The sequence below is a fragment of the Enterococcus salsurae genome (assembly GCF_054784955.1).
In genome coordinates, this window is record NZ_BAAHWY010000001.1 from 779,565 (window position 1) to 794,713 (window position 15,149).

Genomic DNA, 15,149 nt, shown 5'->3' on the forward strand with positions numbered 1-15,149 from the left:
AAAAGACATCCTCCAACGGAGAATGCCTTTCGAAATCTGTATAAAAAGATTAACGCTTTGAGAACTGTGAAGCTTTACGCGCTTTTTTAAGACCTGGTTTTTTACGTTCAACCATACGAGCGTCACGTGTAAGCAAGCCAGCACGTTTAAGCGCTAGACGGAAGTCAGGATCTACTTCTAACAATGCACGTGCGATACCATGACGGATTGCACCTGATTGTCCAGCATATCCACCACCATTTACGTTTACAAAAACATCATAAGAACCTTTAGTTTCTGTAACGCCGAATGGTTGGTTGATAACTTCACGCAAGTCTGCGTGTGGGATGTATTCTTCAACATCTTTTTTGTTAACAGTAATTTTACCAGTACCTGGTACTAAACGTACGCGGGCTACTGCATTTTTACGACGGCCAGTGCCGATATATTGAGCTTGTGCCAATGAAATTCCCTCCTAATTAATTAGATTAAGTTTGTGATATCCAATACTTCTGGTTGTTGAGCAGCATGTGGGTGTTCAGCGCCAGCATAAACATGAAGTTTCATTCCTTGTTTACGGCCTAAAGTGTTTTTAGGAAGCATGCCTTTAACAGAAGTTTCGATCAAACGACGAGAATTTTTAGCACGTAATTCACCAGCAGAGATTGATTTCAATCCTCCTGGGTAATTTGAGTGACGGTAATAAATTTTATCGCTTGCTTTGTTACCTGTTAATTTGATTTGTTCTGCATTAATGACGATTACGAAATCGCCTGTATCCACGTTAGGTGTGAATGTTGGTTTATTTTTACCACGTAAGATAGATGCTACGACTGCTGAAAGACGACCCATAGGAACATCTGTTGCATCTACTACGTACCATTTACGTTCTACTTCGCCTGGTTTGGCCATATATGTTGTACGCACGATTTTTTTCCTCCAATTCAATTTCACGAATGTTTGACATACACTTGAGTTTCCGGGGCTCTTGTGGGGCAAACAATACCATCTAACATAATACCCTCTTAGATGCCTAATGTCAACGTATTTCCACGTGTTTTCAAAAATTTTCTTTCACCGCTTTCTCCTGATATTCCTCCATGTTTATTTCTTCCTATCAACTATTCATAAAATTGCATATTCAATCGAATCTAGTGTATATAATAAATTGACCATGCCTATGCAGGCCTTTCATCTGCACTCACATTTTTACGTATAAAAGATGAATTCAGCATCATATTATGTATAAATATTTAATTTATTGCTTGATTTTCTATTTTTATTCTGTTAAGATAACTTCAATCACTTGAATACAACCGAGAAAAGGAGTTCATAAATATGAAAGAAAAAGTAATTTTGGCTTATTCTGGAGGCTTAGATACCTCTGTCTCAATTAAATGGTTAACGGATCAAGGCTATGACGTGGTCGCTTGTTGTTTGGACATTGGCGAAGGCCGCGACACCGAGTCGATCAAGAATAAAGCTTTGGAAGTTGGCGCCATCGAATCCTATGCCATCGATGCCCGCGAAGAATTTGCGCAAGATTACGCTTTGATTGCTTTACAAGGCAATACTTTCTATGAAAACTCTTATCCGTTAGTATCCGCTTTGTCTCGACCATTGATTGCCAAAAAATTGGTTGAATTGGCTTTGGCCACTGGCGCGACGACGGTTGCCCATGGTTGTACCGGCAAAGGCAACGACCAAGTACGTTTTGAAGTGGCGATCTCAGCTTTGGCACCGCATTTGAAAGTCATCGCTCCTGTCCGGGAATGGAAATGGTCCCGTGAGGAAGAGATTGCATATGCCGCAGAAAAAGGGGTGCCGATCCCTGCTGATTTAGACAATCCTTACTCAATCGACCAAAACTTGTGGGGACGCGCATGCGAATGCGGCGTCTTAGAAGATCCGTGGGCAACACCGCCTAAAGGGGCTTATGCCATCACACAAGAATTGGAAGACACGCCTGACGTGCCAACCATCGTTGAGATTACGTTTGATCAAGGCGTACCGACAGCGATCGATGGTGAAACCTTGAATTTGGCTGAATTGATTTTGAAGTTGAATCGAATGGCTGGTGAACATGGGATTGGCCGGATCGATCATATCGAAAACCGTTTGGTGGGCATCAAATCGCGGGAAGTCTACGAATGTCCAGGGGCCATCACCTTGATGACCGCCCATAAAGAATTGGAAGATTTGGTCTTTGTCCGTGAGTTGGCACATTTCAAACCAATCATCGAACAACAATTGGCCCAAATCATTTATGACGGCTTGTGGTTCAACCCGATCACTGATGCCTTGATTGCTTTCTTGAAAAGCACGCAAGTCTACGTCAACGGCATCGTGCGTTTGAAATTATTCAAAGGCAACGTCATTTGTGAAGGTCGGAAATCAGAAAACAGTCTATATGATGAAAACTTAGCGACGTATACGTCTGCAGATACGTTTGATCAACATGCAGCGATTGGCTTCATCAAACTATGGGGACTGCCAAGTAAAGTCCACGCAGAGATCCAAGCGCAGCAAAAACTAACCGAAACATTGATTTAAAAACCAACACGGCTGAAAAGACACGCAGGTGCCGCTTCAGCCGTAATCTTTTTTTGAGGTGAGTGTGACATGGCAAAATTATGGGGTGGCCGTTTTGATGGCAAAAACGAAGCGTGGGTCGACGCATTTGGGGCATCGATCTCCTTTGACCAAAAATTAGCAAAACAGGATATCATGGGTAGTTTGGCCCATGTAAAGATGTTGGCCCATACTGGGATCATCAGCCAAGCAGACAGCGAAGCAATCATTGGCGGCTTAACAACGATCCAGCAACAACTAGCAGCAGGCGAACTGACTTTCAGTGTCGAGAATGAAGATATTCATTTGAATATCGAAACGTTCTTACACGAATTGATTGGTCCAACTGCTGGCAAGCTGCATACAGCCCGCAGTCGAAATGATCAAGTCGCAACGGATATGCATTTGTATCTGAAAGAAGTCGTTGAAACAGTCATTGGATTGATCGAAGAATTGCGCAAGGCCTTGGTGGATCAAGCGGAAGCCAATATATATACTGTAATGCCTGGCTATACGCATTTACAGCACGCCCAACCGATTTCTTTTGCCCATCATTTACTGGCCTACTATAGTATGCTGACACGAGACCAAGCCCGCTTCAGCGAGAGCTTGGACCGCATCGATATCATGCCTTTAGGCAGTGCTGCATTGGCAGGGACCACCTTCCCTATCGACCGCACATTCACGGCAGATGCCCTGGGGTTTAGCCATATTTATGCGAATAGCCTGGATGCGGTCAGCGACCGTGATTTCATCTTGGAGTTTCTAAGCAATGCATCGCTCTTGATGATGCACCTTTCTCGTTTTTGTGAAGAAATCATCCTCTGGTGCAGCCATGAATATCAATTTGTCGAACTAACGGATACCTTCTCTACCGGCAGTTCGATTATGCCTCAAAAGAAAAACCCAGACATGGCGGAATTGATCCGTGGAAAAACAGGACGTGTCTATGGGAACCTCTTTGGCTTATTGACGGTGATGAAAGGTTTGCCTTTGGCGTATAACAAAGACTTCCAAGAAGACAAGGAAGGCATGTTCGACAGTGCCGAAACCATCACCAAAAGCCTGCAGATCATGGCGGGGATGATTGCCACGATGACGGTGAACCAAGAACGGATGAAAGAGTCGACAGAGAAAGACTTCTCCAACGCCACTGAATTGGCAGATTATCTGGCAACCAAAGGCATTCCTTTCAGACAGGCCCATGAGATCGTTGGGAAGTTGGTCAGTGATTGTCTCAGCAAAGGGATCTATTTGCAAGATATTCCTTTGGAAGACTATCAAGCCATCAACGAATTGATCGACGCCGATATTTACGACAAACTTGATTCCTATGCCGCTGTCAAAAATCGTCATTCTTATGGCGGGACTGGGTTCGATCAAGTCGCGTATCAAATCAAGGTCGCCAAAGAAGCATTGATGGCGCATTGACCCATAAATAAAAAAAGTGCGGAGGCTTTATGCCCCGCACTTTTTCGTTTGTTTAATGACGGACCCGTGATTTTGCTGGATCGATCAATGGCGCTTCGCCTAGATGCGCTTGGATCATCCATATGCGTTTTTCGATGGCTGTTTTGAAGCCGATAAAGATATCTTGTGTTGGATCATCGCCTTCTTCACCACTGACTTCGATGCCTTTTTGGTATAAGTCAGCCAAGTAGCGATAGCCTTCCACTAATGTCGCTAAGCGTTCTGGGATCGTACGGTCCCAATTGCCTACTTCATCATGGATTTGTGTATTGTCAGCCATTTCTCGTAATGTTGAATAAGGTGAACCATCCAATGTGATCAAACGCTCTGAGATCTCATCCAATTGATCGTTCAAATCATCCATAAAATCATCCATCATCGGATGTAAAGTCAAAAATCCTGGTCCACGCATATACCAATGTGTTTGGTGAACGACCATTGCCATTTGGCTCAAATCAGCAACAAGTTGGTTCAAAACTTCTTTTGTTTGTTCAAATTTCATAACGATTCCTCCTTAAATTTCTCTAATTTAAGCATAGTACGAATCTCGATAAAAGTACACTGAAATCCTCTACTTGAGAAAATTTCTCAACATATTTACGTATTTCTTTATGAGGTGATTGAATATGTCAGTTTTTATCTTCTTATTTGGCTGGATTCTGGGAACGATCTTGGTCTATTTACTTCACCAGTATTATAGCCAACCGCCATTGTCGTATACCAAACCATCAAAAGACCCCGAAGGTTTTCCTGAAAAAGCATCTACTATCCTTTCTTTCAATCCTTTCACAATCTCCGCTATCGGTTTGATCTATGGGATTTTGCTATGTACGATATTCAACAGTCTATCCGCTTCTGAGGCGGTGCTGACAGTGATTTGGCTAACTAGCGGCTATTTGCTTAGTATCACTGATTTGATTGATTACAGCGTCCCTGCGTGCCTGCTCTATCCAGGTCTAGCGGCAGTAGCTGCTGGCCATCTCTTGCAAGGCAACCACATACATTGGCATACACTACTGATTGTCCTCCCTATGTTTGGCTTTGTTCTATGGGGGAAGTTAGGCGATGGCGATGTGCTGCTCCTGATTGGATGGGCACCTTGGCTGACTTTATCAGAGCTTGCCTGGCTGCTGCTCATTGCCAGCGGCTTAGGCATGGTAGTTTTTGCCTTGTACTATGTCATATGGAGATGGCCTATTCACCACTTACCTTTCGTTCCTTTTTTAAGTTTGGGTCTATGTATCGTCCGACTTATTCCTAACTCCCTATAAGCTATATTCATCAAAAAAACACCTGAGAAATCATCACTGACTTCTCAGGTGTTTTGTTATTCAGAACATTGGCTCATTCATTTTAGCTTATTTTTGATTATTCAACGCATCTTCAGCAGCCATTTGGGCTTCGATGTCAGAAATACTATAGACATTTTCGCTTGCTACTGAAACTTCTTTTGGTTCCATTTCACGGTAACGGGCCATACCAGTACCAGCTGGGATGATTTTACCGATGATAACATTTTCTTTCAATCCTAGCAATGGATCTTTCTTGCCGCGGATTGCAGCATCAGTCAATACACGTGTGGTTTCTTGGAAGGAAGCAGCAGATAAGAAGCTGTTTGTTTCCAAGGAAGCTTTCGTGATCCCTAGCAATACCGGACGGCTTGTTGCAGGAACGCCACCAGCAATCAATGTATTGTAGTTTTGGTCAGTAAAGTCGGCGATATCTAACAATGTACCTGGTAAGATACCTGAATCACCTGGATCCATGACGCGAACTTTACGCAACATTTGACGAACCATTACTTCAATATGTTTGTCGCCGATTTCTACCCCTTGCATCCGGTAAACACGTTGAACTTCACGCAATAGATAGTTTTCAACTGACAGCACATCGCGAACTTGCAGCAATTGTTTAGGATCGATCGAACCTTCAGTCAATGGTGCACCACGGTGGATGAAGTCGCCTTCTGCCACTTTCATGCGGGCGGTATACGGTACTGTGTACGTACGAGTATCCGTTTCACCTTTGATCGTCACTTCTTTGGTACGGGTTGAAGGATCTTCAGAAATGTCGATGACTTCACCAGTTACTTCAGTAATGACCGCTTGACCTTTAGGGTTACGGGCTTCAAAGATTTCTTGGACCCGAGGCAAACCTTGTGTGATATCGTCTCCGGCTACACCACCGGTATGGAATGTACGCATGGTCAACTGCGTACCAGGTTCACCGATAGATTGGGCAGCGATGGTTCCGACTGCTTCACCTACTTCAACTTGAGAACCAGTTGCCAAGTTACGGCCATAACAATGTTTACATACACCATGTTTGGTGTTACATGTAAAGACAGAGCGGATCGATACGGTTTCGATACCCGCATCTACGATCGCACGAGCCAAATCTTCTGTGATCAATTCATTGACACCCATCATTACTGCGCCAGTTTCAGGATGGATGATCGATTTACGTGTATAACGACCAACTAAGCGTTCTTCTAGTGCTTCAATGATTTCATTGCCTTCACGAATCGCTTGGATATCTAAACCACGGTCCGTTCCACAATCGTCTTCACGAATGATGACATCTTGGGCCACGTCAACCAAACGACGGGTCAAGTAACCTGAATCGGCTGTCTTCAAGGCGGTATCGGTCATCCCTTTACGGGCACCATGGGTAGAGATAAACATTTCTAAGACAGATAGACCTTCACGGAAGTTCGAAATGATCGGCAATTCCATGATACGGCCATTCGGTGCGGCCATCAATCCACGCATCCCAGCAAGCTGAGTAAAGTTGGAGATGTTACCACGGGCACCTGAATCTGACATCATGAAGATTGGGTTTTTCGCTTCCAATGATTCCATCAGTTTCAATTGGATCTCATCTTTGGCTGCATTCCACACGCCGATAACCCGTTCATACCGTTCGTCATCTGTAATCAAACCACGACGGAATTGTTTGGTGATCGTTTCGACTTGTTTATGGGCGTTGTCAATGATGTCATGTTTTTCGTGCAAGTTCATGATATCGGCGATCCCAACAGTGATACCGGCCATTGTTGAGTGGCTGTATCCCAAGTCTTTCATGCGGTCAAGCATGCGTGACGTTTCTGTGATACGGAAACGTTTGAAGACTTCAGAAATAATATTTCCTAAGTTTTTCTTCTTGAATGGCAAGACCAATGGTTGATCTTTGATGAATGCTGGCACGTCAGTACCCGCTTCGACAAAATACTTGTCTGGTGTTTGAACAGTCAAGTTGAAGTCTGTTGGTTCATTCAAGAATGGGAATTCAGGCGGCATGATCGAGTTAAAGATCACTTTACCGACAGTCGTTACCATCAAACGTTCTTTTTGTTCAGCAGTGAAAGGTTTGTCGCCCAGTGTGTTTGGATTCACAGCAATACGTGAGTGTAAATGCACGTAGCCATTGCGCCAAGCAGTCACGGCTTCATCCATGTCACGGAAGATCATGCCTTCCCCTTCACGGCCTTCTTCTTCCATCGTCAAGTAGTAGTTCCCTAGAACCATATCTTGAGATGGGGTTACAACTGGTTTACCATCTTTTGGATTCAAAATGTTTTGCGCTGCAAGCATCAACATCCGTGCTTCTGCTTGGGCTTCTTCGTTCAACGGTACGTGAACGGCCATTTGGTCTCCATCGAAATCGGCGTTGTAGGCTTCACAAACCAATGGGTGCAAACGGATCGCACGGCCTTCAACCAATACTGGTTCAAAAGCTTGGATTCCTAGTCTGTGCAACGTAGGTGCCCGATTCAATAGGACTGGATGTTCTCTGATGACGTCTTCTAAGACATCCCAAACTTCATCTTCTTGGCGTTCGATTTTGCGTTTGGCATTTTTGATGTTTGAGGCGATTTCACGGGAAACCAATTCACGCATCACAAATGGTTTGAACAATTCGATAGCCATTTCTTTTGGCAATCCACATTGATACATTTTCAAGAATGGACCTACGACGATAACGGAACGACCAGAGTAGTCAACCCGTTTACCTAGTAAGTTTTGACGGAAACGTCCTTGTTTCCCTTTCAACATATGAGAAAGAGATTTCAATGGGCGGTTCCCTGGACCTGCGACTGGACGGCCGCGGCGGCCATTATCGATCAATGCATCAACAGCTTCTTGAAGCATCCGTTTTTCATTTTGGACAATGATGTTCGGTGCATTCAGGTCTAACAAGCGTTTCAAACGGTTGTTACGGTTGATGACACGACGGTAAAGGTCATTCAAGTCACTTGTGGCAAAACGGCCACCTTCTAATTGCACCATTGGGCGCAAATCAGGCGGAATCACTGGAATGACATCCATGACCATCCAGCTTGGTTTGTTTCCTGAAGCACGGAAAGCTTCTAAGATATCCAAACGGCGGATCGCACGGGTCCGTTTTTGGCCAGTTGCATTTTTCAAATCTTCTTTCAGTTCAGCAACTTCGCCTTCTAAATCAACACCATCTAGCAATTGTTTGATGGCTTCAGCACCCATAGCTGCTGAAAATTCTTGGCCGTATTGGTCCCGTTTTTCTCGGTATTCCCGTTCAGTCAATAATTGTTTTTTCTCAAGGCTGGTATTGCCTGGTTCGATCACGACATATGAGGCAAAGTAGATGATTTCTTCTAATGCGCGGGGGCTCATGTCTAAGACGAGACCCATCCGTGAAGGAATCCCTTTGAAGTACCAGATATGTGATACTGGCGCAGCCAACTCAATGTGGCCCATGCGTTCACGACGTACTTTAGAGCGGGTTACTTCAACGCCGCAACGGTCACAAACGATTCCTTTGTAACGGATCCGTTTGTATTTTCCACAAGCACATTCCCAGTCTTTGGTAGGACCGAAAATACGCTCGTCAAACAACCCTTCGCGTTCAGGTTTTAACGTACGGTAATTAATGGTTTCTGGTTTTTTTACTTCACCATAAGACCAGCTTCTGATTTTTTCAGGAGAAGCCAAACCGATTTGCATACTTTCGAATTTATTTACATCGATCAAAAAAGGTTCCCTCCATTTCGTTTCATGGACATGTCCGATAGCGCAGGCCTTCTTTCCGCAGGTTGCGGAAAGAAGGCACTTGGCTATTATTGCAAGCGATCTTCTGCTGTTTCGATTTGTTGGTTCAACGCATCGGCGGCATTTTTAGCTTCTGTTTGTGCTTTTTGTTCTAATTCACGGGCATTTTGCTGCTCAGCAAATTTTGTTAAGGCATCAACGGTGATCAAATCATCATCGTCATCATCCATGTCACGCAATTCGATCTCTGCATCATCGATATCCAAGACACGCATGTCTAGACCTAATGATTGCAATTCTTTCACTAATACGCGGAATGATTCTGGTACGCCTGGTTTTGGAATTGGTTCACCTTTGACGATGGCTTCGTATGTTTTCACACGACCAACGACATCATCAGATTTGTAGGTCAAGATTTCTTGTAATGTATATGCAGCACCATAAGCTTCCAGTGCCCATACTTCCATTTCTCCGAAACGTTGTCCACCAAATTGGGCTTTACCACCCAATGGTTGTTGTGTAACTAATGAGTATGGTCCGATTGAACGGGCATGCAATTTGTCATCGACCATGTGGGCCAATTTGATCATGTACATCACACCGACAGAGATCCGACCATCAAATGGTTCTCCGGTACGGCCATCGTAAAGGACTGTTTTAGCGTCGCTGGCCATTCCAGCTTCTGCGACAGTTGCCCAAACATCTTCATCACTTGCACCATCAAAGACTGGTGTTGCGACATGGATACCTAGTTGGCGGGCAGCCATTCCTAAGTGTAATTCCAATACTTGTCCGATGTTCATCCGAGAAGGTACCCCTAATGGGTTCAACATGATATCGACTGGTGTGCCGTCTGGCAAGAAAGGCATGTCTTCTTCAGGCATGATGCGTGAAACGACCCCTTTATTTCCGTGACGTCCGGCCATTTTATCCCCTTCATGGATTTTACGTTTTTGGACGATATAAACGCGAACCAGCATATTGACACCAGGTGACAATTCATCGCCGGCTTCACGGGTAAAGATTTTGACATCGTGGACGATACCGCCGCCGCCATGTGGTACACGCAAGGATGTATCACGGACTTCGCGGGCTTTTTCACCAAAGATCGCATGCAATAAGCGTTCTTCAGCAGATAGTTCAGTCACGCCTTTCGGTGTAACTTTACCAACAAGCAAGTCGCCATCTTTGACTTCAGCACCAATGCGGATGATCCCCATTTCGTCTAAGTCTTTCAATGCGTCTTCCCCTACGTTCGGGATTTCGCGGGTGATTTCTTCAGGTCCTAATTTTGTATCACGGGCCTCTGATTCATATTCTTCAATATGGACCGAAGTATACACATCATCTTTGACCAACCGACGGCTCATGATGATGGCATCTTCGTAGTTGTATCCTTCCCAAGTCATGAATGCGACTAGGACGTTTTGGCCTAAAGCCATTTCGCCATTTTCCATAGAAGGGCCATCTGCTAAGATATCGCCTTTTTCTACTTTTTCGCCAAGGGCAACCAATGGGCGTTGGTTATAACTTGTTCCTGAGTTTGAACGGCGGAATTTGGTTACTGAATATACATCTAGCGCACCGTTGTCGCGACGTACGCGGACTTCAGCAGCATCGACATATTCAACGATTCCGTCTTGTTTGCATAGTAATGCAGCACCTGAGTCATGGGCAGATTTGTATTCCATACCTGTACCGACCCAAGGCGATTTCGGATTGATCAACGGCACAGCTTGACGCTGCATGTTGGCACCCATCAAGGCACGGTTGGAGTCATCGTTTTCTAAGAAAGGAATACATGCAGTTGCGACAGCAACTACTTGTTTTGGTGAAACGTCCATGTAATCCACTTTGTCGATCGTTACTTCTAAGTTTTCAGAAGTGGCACGGGCCATAACGACATCATTCACGAATGAACCATCTTCGTTCAACAAGCTGTTCGCTTGGGCCACAACGTAGTGGTCTTCGGTATCAGCAGTTAAATAATCGATTTTGTCTGTCACGCGACCTGTTTCGCGATCCACACGGCGGTAAGGTGTTTCGATAAACCCATATTTGTTGACTTTCGCATAAGACGCCAAGCTATTGATCAACCCGATGTTTGGTCCTTCAGGCGTTTCGATCGGACACATACGGCCATAGTGGGAATAGTGAACGTCGCGGACTTCATAGCCGGCGCGGTCACGAGTCAAACCACCAGGTCCTAAGGCAGATAGACGACGTTTATGGGTCAACTCACCCAATGGGTTTGTTTGGTCCATGAACTGTGACAACTGAGAAGAACCAAAGAATTCTTTGATACTTGCAACAACTGGACGAATATTGATCAATTGTTGTGGTGTCAATGTTTCGGTATCTTGGATCGACATCCGTTCCCGAACCACACGTTCCATCCGTGCCAAACCGATACGGAATTGGTTTTGCAGCAATTCACCGACAGAGCGGATCCGACGATTCCCTAAGTGATCGATATCATCGACATTGCCGATTCCTTCCATCAAGTTGAAGAAATAGCTCATTGAAGCAATGATATCTGCGGGGCGAACCGTCCGTGTAGCTGTATCTGGATAGCCATTGCCAATCACATTGACTTCTTGTTCAGGGTCTTTTGGTGAGAAGACTTTGATGACTTGTACAGTCATTGGTTCAGTGACAACACCATCTTCAGATGGATAGTATGTCACACTGTTCAATCCATTATCGATAAAGGCGCCCAATGTTTCCATGACTTGGTGCGTCAACACAGTGCCTTTTTCTACGATGATTTCGCCTGTTTCAGGATCAACCAATGTTTCTGCTAATGTTAGATTCAACAAACGTGTTTTCAAATCTAATTTTTTGTTGACTTTGTAACGACCAACATTTGCTAAGTCGTAACGTTTTGGATCGAAGAAACGGGCATTCAGCAAGCTTCTTGAGCTGTCTGCTGTTTTTGGTTCGCCTGGACGCAGACGTTCGTAAACATCTTTCAATCCTTCTTCAGTACGAGAATCACTTGCGTTTTTGTGCAAGTCTTTTTCGATCGTGTTGCGCAATGAATCACTGTCACCGAAAATTTCAAAAATCGTGTCATCTGAACCGAACCCTAAAGCACGGACCAAGACAGTCAAAGGAATTTTGCGGGTACGGTCGATCCGTACGTAAGAAATATCTTTGGCATCAGTTTCCATTTCTAACCATGCACCACGGTTAGGGATCACAGTTGAACCAAAGCCTTCTTTTCCGTTTTTGTCCACTTTACCGTGGAAATAGACACCTGGAGAACGGACCAACTGAGAAACGATAACCCGTTCCGCTCCGTTGATAATGAATGTGCCTTGTTCTGTCATCAATGGGAAATCGCCAAAGAAGACTTCTTGTGATTTGATTTCGCCAGTTTCACGGTTTGTCAAACGCAATGTCACGTGCAATGGTGCGGAATAGTTCGCATCATGGGCGCGGGCTTCTTCTACTGTGTACTTCGGTTCTTTCAATTCATAATCAACAAATTCAAGGGACAAGTTGCCATTAAATCCTTCGATCGGCAAAATATCTTCAAACATTTCCCTTAGGCCCTCATCTAAGAACCATTGGTAAGAGTCGGTTTGAATTTCAATCAAATTCGGTAATTCTAATACTTCACTGATCCGTGCGAAACTTCTACGTTCGCGGTGCTTTCCGTATTTTACTACGTGTCCAGCCAAGCTCTTCACCTCTTCATAAAGTCTTTCAAAAAGGCTATCCGATTATTTACAAAACTATTACAAATATTAAGTATGTGTAACAGAAAGCATTTTTTGCGGCATTTAGGCAAAAAAAAACCAAAAATAGAACAGATGCATTGGGCATTTTCTACTTTTGTTTTCCTATTCCTACGCCGAAACGGACAATATTTCGTTTCTGCTTTTTTCGTTCAGATAGTTTTTGCAACTCCTTATTATACAGATGAAACACTTTTATGTCAAGCTTTCATTGGAAGTTCCAATCCTTTTCTGATGGGGGCAAATGCTAAGATTTTTTTAAGAAAAAACGGACGCGTAATCTCAAAATTTTATCTGAAAATTCTTTGCTTTTTCTTATTTTCTTGCTATGCTTACGAAAACGTTACACGTGAAACATATTGAAAGGAAATCGGCTATGACAACCAAAGAAAAAATCCTGCATTTGCTCCAGCAATCAGATGTTGTGTTATCTGGCGAAAAAATTGCCCAATCATTGGCAATCTCTCGAACCGCCGTCTGGAAAGCCATCAAAGAATTGGAAAAAGAAGGCTATCAATTTGACCATTTGGCCAACGGCTATCGCTATCTTTCTACTGATCTGTACAATGCCGCAGCATTGAGCAAAGATTTAGCCATGATTCCCACGATTAGTACGAGTGAAGCGACTGAATCGACCATGAAAGAAGCCAAATTGGCGGCGCTTGAGCTTGACGTGACGACACCGGCCTTGTTTCTGACTGAAACACAATTAGGCGGCCATGGTCGTTTTAATCGGCCCTTCTTTTCACCGAAAAAACAAGGAATCTATATGAGCCTGCTCTTAAAACCCAACCAATCTTTCCAAGAATTGCCCCAATACACTGTACTGGCTGCTGTTGCTGTTGCTGAAGCCATCGATGCTTTATTGGGTCAACAAACGTCGATCAAATGGGTCAACGACATTTATTTAGATGGCAAGAAAATCTGTGGTATCTTGTCTGAAGCCACGAGTGATTTCGAGAGCGGACGGATCACATCAATCATTATTGGGATCGGCATTAGTTTCTCGATTCCCCAGTCCGACTTCCCAGCTGAGATTCGCGACAAAGCCACTTCACTGTTTGCCCACGAAGAAGCACCAACCTTTTCTCGTAGTGCATTGATCACTGAGATTTGGACCCGCTTCTTTGCTTTATTGGCTGCATTGCCTAACGACGATTATTTGGGTCGTTACCGTGAGAAGTCCTTTGTCTTAGGACGCCACGTCCAATTTACCCAACAAGGGGTCACCTATGAAGGGATCGCACAAGATATTACTTCAACGGGGGAACTAGTGGTCAAAACTGCCACGGAAACCAAGGTCTTGTCTTCTGGCGAGATCAGTCTAGAGAAATACTAAACGCAAAAACGTCTGCAAAAGATCAACCATTTGGCTGATGCATCGCAGACGTTTTTTGCCGATTCAAATCAGTTGCCAGAATAAGCACAGCAGCAAACCACCAGCATAACAACTATTGAAAAAAATCATGTTCTTGATCGAATAACCAAAGCTCTTCGGATGAGGCAGACTGGCTTGATGTGCCTTCAAGTTTTGGCGAATTTTCGGCAATGACAAGAAGACCAGTAAAATCGGCCATTGAAAAATCCCAAACAAGAAACCTAGCAGCAAGGCGGCATAAGACGCCAGCATCATGCCTTGAAACAATTGGATCCCATGTTGACGACCAATGTAATAGACCAACGTATACCGATGGTTCTCGATATCCGCTTCTAAATCTCGTAAATTATTGGCCAACATAATATTGGCGATCGTAAACACCAAGGGTAAGGAAGCCAACACGATGGCGCAGACCGCCCAAAGATTGCCAATCAGACCAAATGTCCCGCTCGCAAAATCAAGGGCTAGATAGAAGACTTTTTGATTCACAGTATTGATATAGATCGTGATCGCAAAAATCCCCAATCCCATCGTAAATCCACTAAAGACTTCACCTAACGGCATCCGAGACAGCGGGATTGGCCCAAAGGTATAAAAGACCCCAATGAAACAAACCACAGCCCCCATCACCAGCAGCAGCCAACCTGTCGCATAGGTCAAATACAAGCCAATCACAAAGGTCAACGCCAACATCCCAAAAATCATGTTGCGCACCAATGCTTCCGGTACTTTTTCTCGTCCAATCACATTGTGTTCAAACTTGTATTGCTCTGATTTGGCTTTTCTAAAGTCCATATAGTTATTGATCGATGTGGTGGTCAAATCAAAAACCAGCATACCGATAAAAAAGATGACTGTATTTACCGGATGTATTTCATGAAAATACACCAAAGAGAACAATACCCCCATCACAAAGGGAAACACACTTGCTACTTTGGTCCGCAGCTCGACAACTTCTAAAAATACCGCAAGGGACATTTG

At 44.2% G+C, this 15,149-nt stretch carries 10 protein-coding genes; 4 read left to right on the forward strand and 6 right to left on the reverse strand.

Translation table 11 applies throughout. From position 1 onward, the window contains the following. Positions 1 to 49: 49 nt before the first annotated feature. Both rpsI and rplM read right to left on the reverse strand, forming a co-directional pair. Positions 50 to 442, reverse strand: a complete 393-nt coding sequence (gene rpsI / locus ACYVRS_RS03845) for a 30S ribosomal protein S9 (RefSeq protein ID WP_054114885.1) — start codon at positions 440 to 442, stop codon at positions 50 to 52. 20 nt (positions 443 to 462) lie between these two features. Beyond that, complete coding sequence (gene rplM / locus ACYVRS_RS03850) at positions 463 to 909, reverse strand: 50S ribosomal protein L13 (protein WP_326930183.1); 447 nt, start codon at positions 907 to 909, stop codon at positions 463 to 465. Positions 910 to 1,317: 408 nt separating this feature from the next. Here rplM and ACYVRS_RS03855 point away from each other — a divergent pair, with 408 nt between their 5' ends. Both ACYVRS_RS03855 and argH read left to right on the forward strand, forming a co-directional pair. Beyond that, complete coding sequence (locus tag ACYVRS_RS03855) at positions 1,318 to 2,532, forward strand: argininosuccinate synthase (RefSeq protein WP_054114883.1); 1,215 nt, start codon at positions 1,318 to 1,320, stop codon at positions 2,530 to 2,532. Between the two features lie 69 nt (positions 2,533 to 2,601). Beyond that, positions 2,602 to 3,981, forward strand: a complete 1,380-nt coding sequence (argH, locus tag ACYVRS_RS03860; RefSeq protein WP_461202612.1) for an argininosuccinate lyase — start codon at positions 2,602 to 2,604, stop codon at positions 3,979 to 3,981. 52 nt (positions 3,982 to 4,033) lie between these two features. On the opposite strand, the gene ACYVRS_RS03865 is transcribed toward argH, so the two are convergent. Beyond that, positions 4,034 to 4,522, reverse strand: coding sequence for a Dps family protein (locus ACYVRS_RS03865; protein WP_086275881.1), 489 nt, complete (start codon positions 4,520 to 4,522; stop codon positions 4,034 to 4,036). A 124-nt stretch (positions 4,523 to 4,646) separates the two neighbouring features. Between ACYVRS_RS03865 and ACYVRS_RS03870 the strand changes: the two genes are divergently transcribed. Further along, positions 4,647 to 5,291: an A24 family peptidase gene (locus ACYVRS_RS03870; protein ID WP_461202614.1), complete on the forward strand. Its 645-nt coding sequence runs from the start codon at positions 4,647 to 4,649 to the stop codon at positions 5,289 to 5,291. An 87-nt stretch (positions 5,292 to 5,378) separates the two neighbouring features. Here the strand turns inward: ACYVRS_RS03870 and rpoC are convergent, their stop codons facing one another. Both rpoC and rpoB read right to left on the reverse strand, forming a co-directional pair. Further along, entirely contained in the window at positions 5,379 to 9,029 is a 3,651-nt protein-coding gene (gene rpoC / locus ACYVRS_RS03875) for a DNA-directed RNA polymerase subunit beta' (RefSeq protein WP_313539034.1), read from the reverse strand. Positions 9,030 to 9,115: 86 nt separating this feature from the next. Further along, a complete protein-coding gene (gene rpoB / locus ACYVRS_RS03880) occupies positions 9,116 to 12,733 on the reverse strand; it encodes a DNA-directed RNA polymerase subunit beta (protein ID WP_054114878.1) in 3,618 nt (1,205 codons plus the stop codon). A gap of 433 nt (positions 12,734 to 13,166) precedes the next feature. Between rpoB and ACYVRS_RS03885 the strand changes: the two genes are divergently transcribed. Further along, positions 13,167 to 14,129, forward strand: a complete 963-nt coding sequence (locus ACYVRS_RS03885) for a biotin--[acetyl-CoA-carboxylase] ligase (protein ID WP_461202616.1) — start codon at positions 13,167 to 13,169, stop codon at positions 14,127 to 14,129. A gap of 63 nt (positions 14,130 to 14,192) precedes the next feature. On the opposite strand, the gene menA is transcribed toward ACYVRS_RS03885, so the two are convergent. Beyond that, positions 14,193 to 15,146 (reverse strand): 1,4-dihydroxy-2-naphthoate polyprenyltransferase, encoded by a 954-nt coding sequence (gene menA / locus ACYVRS_RS03890; protein ID WP_313539025.1) that lies wholly within the window; start codon positions 15,144 to 15,146, stop codon positions 14,193 to 14,195. Between the last annotated feature and the right edge of the window lie 3 nt (positions 15,147 to 15,149).

Excerpts from the sequence above, each read along its gene's own strand:
- ACYVRS_RS03855 (WP_054114883.1), top strand. The coding sequence starts at position 1,318 with ATGAAAGAAAAAGTAATTTTGGCTTATTCTGGAGGCTTAGATACCTCT.
- argH (WP_461202612.1), top strand. The coding sequence starts at position 2,602 with ATGGCAAAATTATGGGGTGGCCGTTTTGATGGCAAAAACGAAGCGTGG.
- ACYVRS_RS03865 (WP_086275881.1), bottom strand. The coding sequence starts at position 4,522 with ATGAAATTTGAACAAACAAAAGAAGTTTTGAACCAACTTGTTGCTGAT.
- ACYVRS_RS03870 (WP_461202614.1), top strand. The coding sequence starts at position 4,647 with ATGTCAGTTTTTATCTTCTTATTTGGCTGGATTCTGGGAACGATCTTG.
- ACYVRS_RS03885 (WP_461202616.1), top strand. The coding sequence starts at position 13,167 with ATGACAACCAAAGAAAAAATCCTGCATTTGCTCCAGCAATCAGATGTT.
- menA (WP_313539025.1), bottom strand. The coding sequence starts at position 15,146 with ATGTCCCTTGCGGTATTTTTAGAAGTTGTCGAGCTGCGGACCAAAGTA.